The sequence below is a fragment of the Streptomyces sp. NBC_01446 genome (assembly GCF_026340095.1).
GTDB classification, from domain to species: Bacteria; Actinomycetota; Actinomycetes; order Streptomycetales; family Streptomycetaceae; genus Streptomyces; species Streptomyces aureus.
On the sequence record NZ_JAPEPO010000001.1, the window covers coordinates 3297394 to 3310833 of the forward strand.

The following is a 13440-nucleotide window of genomic DNA, read 5'->3' on the forward strand; positions in this document are numbered from 1 at the left end:
TTCCCGCACAGGCTTCTCTCATGGGCTTCCCGCACGGACGAACGACAGTGGGCCCGCACCCCCGGAAGGGTGCGGGCCCACTGATGTCAGGCAGGTGGCGGAACTACGAGAGCAGCTCGCGCGCCAGCTTGGCCGTCTCGGTCGGCGTCTTGCCGACCTTCACGCCGGCGGCCTCGAGGGCCTCCTTCTTGGCCTGTGCGGTGCCAGAAGAGCCGGACACGATCGCGCCCGCGTGACCCATCGTCTTGCCCTCGGGGGCGGTGAAGCCCGCGACGTAGCCGACGACCGGCTTGGTGACGTGCTTGGCGATGTAGTCCGCCGCACGCTCCTCGGCGTCGCCGCCGATCTCGCCGATCATGACGATCAGGTCGGTGTCGGGGTCCGCCTCGAACGCCTCGAGGGCGTCGATGTGCGTCGTACCGATGACCGGGTCGCCACCGATGCCGACGGCCGACGAGAAGCCGAGGTCACGGAGCTCGTACATCATCTGGTACGTCAGCGTGCCGGACTTCGAGACCAGACCGATGCGGCCCGGCTTCGTGATGTCGCCCGGGATGATGCCGGCGTTCGACTGGCCCGGGGTGATGAGACCGGGGCAGTTCGGGCCGATGATGCGGGTCTTGTTGCCCTTCGACTTCGCGTACGCCCAGAAGGCGGCGGAGTCGTGGACGGCGATGCCCTCGGTGATGACGACGGCGAGGGGGATCTCGGCGTCGATCGCCTCGACGACGGCGGCCTTGGAGAAGGCCGGCGGCACGAAGAGGACGGACACGTTGGCGCCCGTGGCCTCCATCGCTTCCTTGACCGTGCCGAAGACCGGGACCTCGGTGCCGTCGAAGTCGACCTTGGTGCCGGCCTTGCGCGGGTTCACGCCGCCGACGATGTTCGTGCCGTCACCGAGCATGAGCTTGGTGTGCTTCATGCCCGTGGCACCGGTCATGCCCTGGACGATGACCTTGCTGTCCTTGGTGAGGAAGATAGCCATGGTGGTCTGAGTCCCTCTTCCTTACTTCGCAGCCGCGGCGAGCTCGGCGGCCTTGTCGGCCGCGCCGTCCATGGTGTCCACACGCTGAACGAGCGGGTGGTTGGCGTCGCTCAGGATCTTGCGACCGAGCTCCGCGTTGTTGCCGTCGAGGCGCACGACCAGCGGCTTGGTGACCGCTTCGCCCTTGTCGGCGAGAAGGGCCAGGGCCTGCACGATGCCGTTGGCGACCTCGTCGCAGGCGGTGATGCCACCGAAGACGTTGACGAAGACGGACTTGACGTCCGGGTCGCCGAGGATGATCTCCAGGCCGTTCGCCATCACCTGGGCGGACGCGCCGCCACCGATGTCCAGGAAGTTGGCCGGCTTCACGTTGCCGTGGTTCTCACCGGCGTACGCGACGACGTCCAGGGTCGACATGACCAGGCCGGCGCCGTTGCCGATGATGCCGACCTCGCCGTCCAGCTTGACGTAGTTGAGGTTCTTGGCCTTGGCGGCAGCCTCGAGCGGGTTGGCTGCGTCCTTGTCCTCGAGCGCCTCGTGGTCGGGCTGGCGGAAGTCCGCGTTCTCGTCGAGCGAGACCTTGCCGTCAAGGGCGATGACCTTGCCGGAGGCGACCTTGGCGAGCGGGTTCACCTCGACGAGGAGGGCGTCCTCCTTGATGAAGGTGTCCCACAGCGTCACCAGGATGTCGGCGACCTGGTCGGCGACCTCGGCCGGGAACTTCGCCTTGGCGACGATCTCCTGGGCCTTCTCCTTGGAGACACCCTCGTTGGCGTCCACCGGCACCTTCGCGAGGGCGTCGGGGTTCTCCTCCGCGACGACCTCGATCTCCACGCCGCCCTGGACGGACGCCATGGCGAGGAAGGTGCGGTTGGTGCGGTCGAGGAGGTACGAGACGTAGTACTCCTCGAGGATCTCCGGGGCCGTCTCGGCGATCATCACCTTGTGGACCGTGTGGCCCTTGATGTCCATGCCGAGGATGTCCGTCGCGCGAGCGACGGCCTCGTCCGGGGTGGCGGCGAGCTTGACGCCGCCGGCCTTGCCGCGGCCTCCGACCTTCACCTGCGCCTTGATGACGGACTTGCCGCCAAGACGCTCGGTCGCCTCGCGGGCCGCCTCAGGCGTGTCGATGACTTCACCGGCCAGCACCGGTACACCGTGCTTGGCGAAGAGGTCCCTCGCCTGGTACTCGAACAGGTCCACGCGCGTCCGTCCCTTTTCCGTGATCTCGCTGCGATCTCGCTGCATTGTGGTCAGCTGTCTGCGTGGGCGTGCCGCGGAGGGCAACGTGACTGCGCTGTCACAAGGGAGGCGTAGGACGGAGTCCGGTACGCGGCATGTCCGTCTCGCAGGTTATCGCCGCTGGCCCCGGGCCCCTAAATCGCAGGTCGCACCTGGGCGGTGATAACAGTCACAGATCGGGGCCTCACCGGCCTGGGGTGCGCCCGGTGAGGCCCCTGAGAGCCCCGGAAAGGCCCGGTGGGAGGACCTGGAGAGCCCTGCCGCCGGACCGGGAAGGGCCCGGGCGGGTGATCCTCACCCCAATGGGGACCACCCGCCGCCATCTGCCGGGCCGGGCCCGGCCTGTCACTCCGGTCCCCGGCTGCCCGCAGACGACGCATTCAGTCCGCCTGCTTCAGTGCGTCGGCGCGTTCCGCGGTTGCGGAGGCGGACTTCTCAGTTGCGGAACCTCAGATGCCGATGCCGTTGGCGGCGGCGTCCGTGGCGTGCGTCAGGTAGCTGGGGGCGACCGAGGCGGCCACACCCTGGACGCCCTGGACCGCGTTCCCGGCGAGCGGCTGCGCGTCTGCGCCGACCGTGCCAGTCAGGTCCTGCGCGAACGGCGAGACCTCACCGACGACCCCGCCGGCGAACGGCGTCACGTCGCCGACCACACCACCGGCGAACGGCGCGACGTCGCCCACGACGCCCTGCGCCAGGTACGTCGCGCTGCCGCCGACGCCCTGCACGACCGGCTGCACCTGGTCGTACACGGCCTGCACGAGGGGCTGGACCGCGCCGACGACACCGCCCGTGAACGGCGTCACGTCGTCCGCGACGACCGACTGCGCGAAGGGCTGGACCTGGCCCACGACCCCGTCCGCGAACGGCGTGACGTGGCTGACGACGCCACCGGCGAACGGCGTCACGTCGCCGACCGCGCCGCCCGCGAGCGTGCCGACGTCACCGACGGCCTGTCCGGCGACCGGGACCACGCCGTGCACGGCGGTCGCGGCGATGGGGGGAAGCACCGCGGCCGAGGTCTCGTCGACGACGGGACCGGCGGCGGTCGTCACTCCGCCCACGGCGCCGGAGGCGGTGGCCGGGACGTTCTGGGCGTAGCCCGGGACCTGCGCCGCGGTGCCGTACGCCTGGGCGGCGATGTTCTGGACCTGGGCGGTGGCGCCCTGGACCTGGCCCTGCGCGCCGGTCACCGTGCGGTCGACGTCGGGGGCGAACGCGGACAGGGGGCCGAACAGGTAGTCGATCTCCTGGGTGGCGCCGTCCTGGACGGCTGCGGCCCGGTCGCCGGCGTTCTGCGCGACGGCGCCGGCCGACACGTTCGGGACCCCGGCGGTGCGGGCGTGCGCGGCGCGGGCGGCGGCGGTGCGGGCGGTGTCGGCGACCGTGGTGACGCCCTCGACGTAGCTGCGGGCCTGCTGCTTGGCGTGCGAGGCGGCCGCCTCGACCCGGGCGTCGGCGTGCCGGACGGTGCCCTGGGCGCCGGTGACGGCGGGACCGGCCTGGGGAGCGGCCTTGGCGGCGGTGCCGGAGACGGTTCCGGAGACCGTGGAGGCGGCGCCGGACGCGGTCGTCCGGGCCTGGCCGGTCACGCCCGCCACGGTGTCCTGGGCCTTGCCGGTGACCGAGCCGACGGTGCCGTGGGTGACGTCGTCGACGGTGCCCTGGACGTGGGAGACCGTGCCCTGCACATCGGTGACCACGTCACCGGCCAGGTCCGGCACCGCCACGGAGTGGGCGGGCATCTCGTCGGCGCTGGCGACGGCGGAGCCGAGCGCCCACGCACCGGAGACGCCGGCGGCTATCACGATGGAACGGCGGATGTTCTTGTTCATGCTTGCGTCAGATCCTTCGAATTCTGGATTCCGGTCCCGCGCTGGAGTGGTCCAGCGGTGGGCCGGCGGCATCCGGCCGGAGTGGTCCGGTCGGCGGGCAGACCTGTGCCGCCCCCGCGCGGCAGGTCACGTGCGGGGAACGGGCTGCCCTAGCCGGGGAATTCGGGGATGTCTCGGTACCTGTCGCGGGTGGGCGCGGCGTGGGAGGACGCCGTCGCCCCGGGCAGCAGCCGGGCCGTCGCGCCGCTGCCGAAGGCTGCCGCGGCGAGATCGGAGTGCCGCGTCGAACTGCCGTCCCCCGCCGACTGGCCGACCGCGCTGCCGCTGGGGAACGCGGGGGCGGGAGTCGAGGTTCCGGACGCCTTCGTGGCCGTGGTCCGTGCGGGTACGGCGGCGGCGCCTGCCGGGGCGAACACGTCGCCGACGGCTGCTTCGGCTGCCTCTCGCTTGCCGGGCCGCGCGGCATCACCGTGCCCGGCGGCCGCATGGGTTCCGGCGCTCGGAGCCGGTGCCGCGTGGGCGCCGTCCCCTGCGGGACCGGGGGTGCCGGGTTCGCCGGGCCGGCCCGGGTTGCCCGGCAGGCCCGGCATCGACGGCGGTGCGGGCAGGAACCGCGGCGGAGCCTCGTCGGCGAGCTCGCCGACGATCCCTCCGGCGAACTCACCCACTTCCCGGGCCTCTTCCCGTACGGCGTCCCGGACCGTCCCCCGCGCTTCGCGTACTTCTCGTACGACGGGTGCGGCGACCTGGTTCCGGACCGGCTCGGCCACGTGGGTCCGGACCGGCTCGACCATGCGCTTCCTGGCAGGCTCCACGGCTTGCTCCCGCACGGCCCCGACTGCTCGGGAACCGGTGGCGGGAGGCGTGTGGTGTGCCGCCCGCGCGGGGACGGATACGTGAACCGGCGCGTGAGCGGTTGCGTGGACCGCCTGCTCGCCAGCGGCCTCGGTCGGCGGCAGAACTCCCTCCGCCGCGTGCGCCCTTCCCCCGCACAGCAGGCCCAGCACGATCAGGCCGCCCGCAAGGAACATCACCCGGAGCGCCACGTTCAGCGCACGCCGCCCGGCCGCTGCGCGCACGACGCGCGGAGCGGCACCAGGCAGAGCGATCGGGCAAGTCAAGGTGGGGGGAACCCTCCCGTACGAGGGGCGCGGGGACGCGGGGACGCGTGGGCGCGGGGATGAGAACAGCCGCACCGATCCTTGCACGGGACGCCCGAGGTTGCGCAAGCCCCCTGTTACCGATGGGTAGTCATGTCCGGATTTACGACTTCCCGTTCGCCGGGTTCCCGGCGTCCGGTATCGGCAGCGGCCGCTTCTCGATCGCCGCCGCCATCACCTCCGGGAAGAGATCCGGAGTGCACGCGAAGGCCGGTGCTCCCAAGGCCGCGAGCGCCGCCGCGTGTTCCCTGTCGTACGCGGGTGCCCCCTCGTCGGACAGTGCGAGCAACGTGACGAACTGCACTCCCGACGCCTTCATCGCGGCGACCCGCTTCAGCATCTCGTTCCGGATGCCGCCTTCGTAGAGGTCACTGATGAGGACGACGACGGTCTCGGCGGGGCGGGTGATCTGCGACTGGCAGTACGCGAGCGCTCTGTTGATGTCGGTGCCGCCGCCGAGCTGCGTGCCGAACAGGACGTCGACCGGGTCGTCGAGCTGGTCGGTGAGGTCGACGACGGCCGTGTCGAACACGACGAGCCTCGTGTTGATGGACCGCATCGAGGCCAGCACGGCGCCGAACACGGAGGCGTAGACGACGGACGCCGCCATCGAGCCCGACTGGTCGATGCAGAGGATGACCTCCTTCTTCACCGACTGGGACGCGCGGCCGTATCCGATGAGCCGCTCGGGGACGACCGTTCGGTACTCCGGGAGATAGTTCTTGAGGTTGGCCGCGATCGTGCGGTTCCAGTCGATGTCGTGGTGGCGGGGCCTGTTGATACGGGCGCTGCGGTCGAGCGCGCCGGTGAGCGTCGCGCGGGTCCGCGTGGCGAGGCGCTTCTCCAGGTCCTCGACGACCTTGCGCACGACCGCGCGTGCGGTTTCCTTCGTCGTCTCCGGCATCGCCTTGTTGAGGGAGAGCAGCGTGCCGACGAGGTGCACGTCGGCGTCGACCGCTTCCAGCATCTCCGGTTCGAGCAGCAGCGCGGACAGGCCGAGGCGGTCGATGGCGTCGCGCTGCATGACCTGGACGACGGAGGACGGGAAGTACGTCCGGATGTCGCCGAGCCAGCGCGCCACGGACGGCGCGGACGCCCCGAGGCCGGCCGAACGGTCGTGCCCCCGTCCCTCCTTGTTGTCCCCTCTCCCGTAGAGCGCGGTCAGGGCGCCGTCCATCGCCGCGTCCTGGCCGCCGAGCGCGCAGCCGGTGCCGTCCGCCTCGTCCCCGCCGAGCACGAGCCGCCAGCGCCGCAACCGCTCGTCCCGGGCTCCCTCGCTGAGCTCGTCCACCTGGTCGACCGCCATCAGGCCACCCCCACAAGGTCGTTGTCACCCCGGCCGGAACCGGACCCGGACCCGGGGCAGGAGCAGGATCCGGATGTGGCTTCTGCGTATGCGTCCGCGTCGTCCGTCCCGAGCAGCAGCCGCACCACGGGCAGCACCGCGTCCGCGCGCGCGTGGTCGAGGCCGGGCGCGAACCCCGGCGGTGCCGCGCTCACGGCCGCCGTGGGTCCCGTCCCCGCGGGCCCGCGCCGCACCAGCTCGCCCAGCGTGCGGCGCACACCGGATTCGTAGGCGGAGAAGGTGCGGCGCAGCAGCGGCAGTACGTCCGTGAACGCGTCGGCGGAGACGCCCGTCAGCCAGTCGTCGACGAGCGTGAGCAGCCGCTCGTCGTGTACGAGGAGCAGCCCGCCGCCGGAGCCGCCGCCGACGAACCCCTCGATCCAGGCGGCGGCCTCGGCGGGCCCGGTGCCGGGTGAGAGGGCGAGCCCCATCAGCCGCGCGGCCTCGCCCTCGGCCAGCTGTCCGTCGTCGAGGAGCAGGCGCGCGCACCGTCCCCGGATCACGCCGGCCACGCTGTCGCGTGCAGCGAGGACCCGCAGCACGGAGTGCCAGCGGCCTCTGTGTCCGGCCGTCCCGTCGTTCTCCAGGAGCCCCACCGCCGTGTGGACCGCGTCCACATGCCCGCGCATCTCGGCCGCGGCGTCCCCGTCGAGCCCCGCGCACGCGGGTGGCAGGCCTACGAAGACGCGCTCGGCGAGACCGGCCGCGACCTCGCTCAATGCCTGGGTGTCCGTGCCCCGCACGTCGCCGTAGCGCAGGGAGCGGACGAGCGCGGGCAGTGCCTGGGCGAGATGGCCGACGTCCGCGTCCATCGCGGCGCGGTCGGCCAGTACGCGCATCACCACCGGGAGGGCTTCCGGCAGTTCGGCGAGGAGGCAGCGCTCGGCGAGAGCCGTGACGTCGGCGAGGGCCTGGGCGCCGATCGCGTCCGCCTCGGCTCTGGCCGTGGCGGCCGAGAGCACGGTCGTGCCCCAGACCCCCGCCTCGGCGACGCGCACGGACAGCTCGGGTTCCCAGCGCAGCCGCCAGGTCTCCCGGAACGTGCCGGTGGAGGCGCGCACGGACCGGGCCGGCTCGCCCCAACCGACGTCGAGGAGGCGGAGCCGGTGCAGGAGCCGACTGCGCGCCGCGTCGGTCTCCTTGCGCAGGTCGAGCTCCAACTCCCGCTCCAGTGCCTCCGGTTTGAGCCGCAGGGAGCGCTGGAGCCGTGTGAGGTCGCGTTGCAGCGGCACGGCGGGCGCCGCGTCCGGGACCTCGCCGAGCACGTCTCCCACGACCAGCTTGTCGTGGACGAGCGACAGGGGTACGTCCGACCCCTCGCACATCACGGCGCGGATCGCGTCCGTCGTCTCGGTCAGTCCGGCCAGCGGACGGCCCCGCATCGCGGCGAGCGTCTCGGCCAGCCGCACCGCCTCGATGACGTGTGCCGACGACACGATCCTGTCCTCGTCCCTGAACAGCCCGGCGACCTTGGTCATCCAGCGTTCGACGGGCCGGTCCGGGGCGCTGAACAGATGCCCGTACCAGCCGGGCGAGTCGATGCCCGCTCCGTATCCCCCGGCCCGCGCGAGACGGCGGTGCGTCCAGGGCACCCAGGTCATGTCGACCTTGGCCTTGGGCAGTCCCTTGAGGACGGCCCGGTCCGCGGCGACGGTCGTCTTCACGCGCAGCGCCGGAACGTGCCACGCACCGCACACCACCGCGACCCTGTCCGCGAACTCCTTCTGCGCGGCGCGCAGTTGAAGGCGCATATAAGCCTCCCGCACGAGGTCCAGCCCGTGCCCCCCGTCGCCGTACTCCTCCCGCAGCGCCCCCATCGCCTCACCGAGCGCCTCGAACGGCGCGAACGCGTCCTCCGCCCCGGCCCGGTGTTCGACGACGTCCTCCCACCAGCGCTCCGGGTCGTCGTGTCCCGCGGTCTCGGCGAGTACGGCGAGCGGATCGACACGCATCGCCTCCCTGACGTCGTCCCCGCTCTGATCCTCGCCCTGCTCCCCGAGCCCCTCGAGGTCGTCCGGCGTCACGGCCTGCGCGCGCAGGGCCAGGCTGTGCGCCGCCGGCAGGTCGATGAAACGGACCGGCACGTCCCGCTCCAGGGCCCAGCGGATCGCGACCCACTCCGGGGAGAACTCGGCCAGCGGCCAGAACGCGGAACGCCCCGGCTCGTCCACGACATGCGCCAGCAGCGCGACCGGCGGCACCATGTCCTCGTCGGCGGCGAGCGACACCAGCGCGTCCGCCTCGGGCGGCCCCTCGACCAGGACGACACCCGGACCGGCCGCGTCGAGCGCGGCCCTCGCAGCCCTGGCCGAACCGGGGCCGTGATGCCGCACCCCTAGCAGCAGCGGCCCCCTCCCCCGCTGGCTCATACGCTCACCTCGCGGCACGCGCGGTAGAAGTCCTTCCAGCCGTCCCGCTCACGCACCACGGCCTCCAGGTACTCCTGCCAGACCACCCGGTCCGCGGCCGGGTCACGGACGACGGCGCCGAGGATGCCCGCCGCGACGTCCGACGGCCGCAGCACCCCGTCCCCGAAGTGGGCGGCCAGCGCGAGTCCGCTCGTCACGACGGAGATCGCCTCGGCCGTGGACAGCGTGCCGCTCGGCGACTTCAGCTTCGTACGCCCGTCCTCGGTGACGCCGCCGCGCAGCTCGCGGAAGACCGTGACGGTGCGGCGGATCTCGTCCGAACCGTCCGGAGCGGCCGGCAGGTCGAGGGAGCGGCCGATCTGGTCGACGCGGCGCGAGACGATGTCGACCTCCGCCTCGGCGCTCTCCGGCAGCGGAAGCACCACGGTGTTGAAGCGGCGGCGCAGCGCGCTCGACAGGTCGTTGACCCCCCGGTCCCGGTCGTTCGCCGTGGCGATCAGGTTGAAGCCCCTGACGGCCTGCACCTCCTGGCCCAACTCCGGTATCGGCAGGGTCTTTTCCGACAGGATCGTGATCAGCGTGTCCTGCACGTCGGCCGGGATGCGGGTCAGCTCCTCGACCCGGGCCGTCATGCCCTCGGACATGGCGCGCATGACGGGGCTGGGCACGAGGGCGTCACGGCTGGGGCCGTGCGCGAGCAGCCGCGCGTAGTTCCACCCGTACCGGATCGCCTCCTCGGGAGTACCCGCCGTGCCCTGGACGAGCAGCGTCGAGTCGCCGCTGACGGCCGCCGCGAGATGCTCGGAGACCCATGTCTTCGCGGTGCCCGGCACACCGAGCAGCAGCAGGGCGCGGTCCGTGGCGAGCGTGGTGACGGCGACCTCGACGATGCGGCGCGGCCCCACGTACTTCGGTGTGATGACGGTCCCGTCGGGCAGCGTCCCGCCGAGCAGGTACGTGGCAACGGCCCACGGCGAGAGGCGCCAGCGCTCCGGGCGCGGCCGGTCGTCCTGCGCGGCCAGCGCCGCGAGTTCGGCGGCGAAGGCGTCTTCGGCATGCGGCCGCAGCGCCTGCGCGGCTCCCTGATCCCCCGCGGACGCGGCGCTCTTCTCGGTCGGTTCGACGGACACGGTCATGGCGATCCCCCTCGATTTCGGCCGGGCTCAGCCGGCACGTCCGGCACGTCCCGAGCACGCGGCCGGGATGTGACTCCACCGTGCACCACACCACTGACAATCACCGGTCGCACGCCGCTGACCTGCGCCGACACCCGCGCCACCGGCGATTGTCAGTGGCGGGACCTACCTTCGAGAACATGACTCAGCAGGGGGTGCGCTGGACGGCGGACCAGGTGCTGGCACTGGCGCCTGACGCTCCGTCACGCAAGGCGGGAAGCAAGCTGGGCGTCGCCGGACCGTGGTCGGAGGCGGGAAGTTCGGGCGAGGGGATGGTGTGGGGGCTCTGCAAGGGCAGTGGAAGCAAGCCGTATCAGACGGTCGTGGATGTCGCGGATGCGGCGGGCCCGGCCTACAAGTGCAGTTGCCCGAGTCGTAAGTTCCCGTGCAAGCACGCGCTCGGGCTGCTCCTGCTGTGGGCGGGGGCGGACGGCTCGGTGCCGGACGCGCAGACGCTTCCGGACTGGGCGGAGCCGTGGGCCGAAGGGCGCAGGAAGCGGGCGCAGACCAAGCGGGAGACGGATGCGTCTGGAGGCGCTGCCGCTGATCCCGAGGCCGTGCGCCGCAGGGCCGAGCGCCGTGCCGAGCGGGTCACGGCGGGCGCGAGCGAGCTGGAGCAGCGGCTCGCGGACCTGCTGCGCGGCGGCCTCGCCTCGGCCGAGCAGGCCGGTTACGGGATGTGGGAGGAGACCGCGGCCCGCATGGTGGACGCGCAGGCGCCCGGACTGGCCGCGCGCGTAAGAGAGTTGGGAGCGATACCCGCGTCCGGTCCCGGCTGGCCGGTGCGGCTCCTGGAGGAATGCGCGCTGCTGCACCTCCTCGACCGCGGCTGGCTGCGCCGCGACCTGCTCCCCGCCGAACTCGCGGCGACGGTCCGCTCCCGCATCGGACTGCCGTCATCGGCGGACGGGCGGCCCACCCGGGACCGATGGCTGGTCCTGGCGCAGTACGACACGGCCGACAGCCGGCTCACCACACGCCGGACATGGCTGCACGGGACAGAGTCCGGCCACACGGCGCTCCTCCTTTCCTACGGGGCGGCGGGCCGCGCCCCGGCGCTCTCGCTGCCGGTCGGCCTCGCACTGGACGCCGAGCTCTCCGCGTACGCGGGAGACGGTCAGCTCCGCGCCGACCTGGGCGAGCAGTTCACGGCGCCCGCCCCAAGTCCCGTACGGCCCAAGGGGGCAGGCGTGGCGGAGGCGGCGGCACGGTACGGGGACGCGCTGGGCCGCGACCCATGGCTGGAGTCCTGGCCGGTGACGCTGAGCCGGGTCGTTCCGACCCCGGACGAGGCGAGCGGCGGCTGGCAACTGGCGGACGCGGACGGTGACTTGGAGCGACCGGATCCGGCGGGAGCGGCTTCGGAACGACTAGCGGTCCCGATCACTCCGAAGGCGGCGTCGGGTCCCGGGCTGTGGCGACTGGCCGCGGTGTCCGGCGGAGCCCCGGTCACCGTCTTCGGCGAGTGCGGCCACCGAGGCTTCACCCCTCTCACGGCCTGGCCCGAAGGCCCGGGAGAGGCGGTGGCGCTGTGCTGACGAGCCGGCCGCCAAAGACGACGGAGCCCACCAGGCGAACCCATTCCATGGAGAGGAGCGGCATGAAGGGCCCTTCGACCGCCGACGCCACGGCCACGAGCACCAGCACCAGCTCCGGTGACGCATGGGAAGAGCTGGTCACCGTGGCCCTGCTGGGAACAGACCGGCGGACGCCGCCAGGGCACTCGCCCGGCGCCGACGCACCCACCGCGCTTCTCGACGCCGCCGCCGTACAGACCGTACGACGGCGGGCCGGGCTGCGGCCCGCGCCCGCCGCCGCGCGCCCGGCACGGGCGGCGGACGACCCGCGGCCCCCGCTCCCGGCCCCCGCGCGACGCAGACTCGCGATGCTGCTCACCGACCGCCCCGGCACCGGAGGCGGCCGCCGCGGAACAGCCCCCGACCTGATGGAGCTGCTGCCCCAGTGGCTGGCCGGGGCCAACGAACAGGGGTACGCGGCGCCTCCGGATCTCCTTCCCGCGCTCCTCGACGCGGCCCGCGGGCGCACGGATCTGCGGCCACAGGCCCTCACGTTCGCCGGCCCGCGCGCGCTGTGGCTGGCCCGGCTGAACCCGGACTGGAAGTTCGCACTGCGCTCCACCCCCGGCGGCGGCAAAGCTCTCCCGGCGCCCGAGGATGCGGCCGACGTGCAACGTCTGTGGGAGGAGGGCCTGTTCGCCGAACGGGTCACGCTCCTGGCAGCGGTACGTGAGCACAGCCCAGCAGCGGCACGCGAACTGCTCGCCACCACCTGGTCCGCCGAGCGGGCCGAGGACCGGCTGATGTTCCTCGACTCGCTGCGGTCGGGGCTCGCCGACGCCGACGAGCCGTTCCTGGAACAGGCGTTGTCCGACCGCAGCCGCAACGTCAGAGCCACCGCCGCGGAGCTGCTCTCGGCACTCCCCGGCTCGGCGCTCGCGGCCCGGATGGCGTCACGCGCCACCTCCTGCGTCGCCGTCGACCGCACGCAGGGCGCGGCGACGATCACCGTCGAGGCGCCGCACGAGTGCGACGCGGGCATGGAGCGCGACGGCGTCGTCGCCAAGCCGCCGACCGGCCGGGGTGAACGGTCGTGGTGGCTGGGCCAGTTGGTCGAGGCGACGCCGCTCGGCGGCTGGACCGCGCGGTTCGGAGGCCGCACTCCGGAAGAGATCGTCGCACTGCCGGTGGCCGACGACTGGCAGGGCGAACTCCACGCCGCCTGGTGCCGGGCCGCGGTGCGCCAGCGGGACGCCGTCTGGTCGCGCGCGCTCCTGGGCGCGCCCGCGTCACCGGATGCCGGAGGCCCCGGCGCCGTATCTCTGTCCGAACGGGCGAAGCTCCTCGGCTCGCTGTCCGACGGCGAGCGCGCCGAGTGGGTGGCGGGGTTCATCGCGACGCACGGCCTGTCCGAGGCGTTCCAGCTGCTCGGGGTCTGCACCCAGCCGTGGGCCGAGCCACTTGGGCGGGCAGTGGTCGACGCGCTGAACATCGCGCGGGACGCGGGCAGTTACCCCTGGAGCTTCAGCGGCGTCATGGGCCTGGCCGAACGCTGCCTGGATCCCGCGGAGGCGTCCCGCCTCGACGGCCTCACCGCCACCCCGGACGAACCGGAGGACGCGGCCCCCGGAGCCGGCGGCTACTGGTCGGAAGCGTTCCAGCGTCTGGTCAGCACATTGCGCCTGCGGCGGGCGATGCGGGACGAGTTGAGAGAGACGTAGGCAGGGGAGGTACGCGACGAGGGAGGGCAGGGGAACTGTCCGGTTCGGGCGGAGCGCGACCCACGCACCGAACCGGCACTCCTGCGCCCTC

Annotated in this window: 9 protein-coding genes; 2 read left to right on the forward strand and 7 right to left on the reverse strand. The window is 72.9% G+C overall.

Features of this window, described 5'->3' with window-relative positions:
- Positions 1-103 precede the first annotated feature (103 nt).
- From sucD to OG456_RS14635, 7 genes are all read right to left on the reverse strand, one after another.
- Positions 104-985 (reverse strand): succinate--CoA ligase subunit alpha, encoded by an 882-nt coding sequence (gene sucD, locus OG456_RS14605; RefSeq protein ID WP_266561023.1) that lies wholly within the window; start codon positions 983-985, stop codon positions 104-106.
- A 21-nt stretch (positions 986-1006) separates the two neighbouring features.
- Positions 1007-2188: an ADP-forming succinate--CoA ligase subunit beta gene (gene sucC, locus OG456_RS14610; protein ID WP_266561025.1), complete on the reverse strand. Its 1182-nt coding sequence runs from the start codon at positions 2186-2188 to the stop codon at positions 1007-1009.
- Positions 2189-2676: 488 nt separating this feature from the next.
- Positions 2677-4062 (reverse strand): hypothetical protein, encoded by a 1386-nt coding sequence (locus tag OG456_RS14615; RefSeq protein ID WP_266561027.1) that lies wholly within the window; start codon positions 4060-4062, stop codon positions 2677-2679.
- Between the two features lie 149 nt (positions 4063-4211).
- Positions 4212-4877 (reverse strand): hypothetical protein, encoded by a 666-nt coding sequence (locus OG456_RS14620; RefSeq protein WP_266561029.1) that lies wholly within the window; start codon positions 4875-4877, stop codon positions 4212-4214.
- 448 nt (positions 4878-5325) lie between these two features.
- The gene (locus OG456_RS14625; protein ID WP_266561031.1) at positions 5326-6528 is read right to left on the reverse strand and encodes a VWA domain-containing protein; all 1203 of its coding nucleotides are present in this window, start codon (positions 6526-6528) and stop codon (positions 5326-5328) included.
- Positions 6528-8936, reverse strand: a complete 2409-nt coding sequence (locus tag OG456_RS14630; protein ID WP_266561033.1) for a DUF5682 family protein — start codon at positions 8934-8936, stop codon at positions 6528-6530. Before OG456_RS14630 ends, OG456_RS14625 begins: the two co-directional genes overlap by 1 nt.
- Positions 8933-10072, reverse strand: coding sequence for an AAA family ATPase (locus OG456_RS14635; protein ID WP_266561035.1), 1140 nt, complete (start codon positions 10070-10072; stop codon positions 8933-8935). The genes OG456_RS14630 and OG456_RS14635 overlap by 4 nt, the downstream gene beginning before the upstream one ends.
- A 179-nt stretch (positions 10073-10251) precedes the next feature.
- Here OG456_RS14635 and OG456_RS14640 point away from each other — a divergent pair, with 179 nt between their 5' ends.
- A complete protein-coding gene (locus OG456_RS14640) occupies positions 10252-11649 on the forward strand; it encodes an SWIM zinc finger family protein (RefSeq protein WP_266561037.1) in 1398 nt (465 codons plus the stop codon).
- A gap of 62 nt (positions 11650-11711) precedes the next feature.
- Positions 11712-13349 carry a DUF5691 domain-containing protein gene (locus OG456_RS14645; RefSeq protein ID WP_266561039.1) on the forward strand — a complete coding sequence of 546 codons (1638 nt, stop codon included), beginning with the start codon at positions 11712-11714 and terminating at the stop codon, positions 13347-13349.
- The last annotated feature ends 91 nt before the right edge of the window (positions 13350-13440 follow it).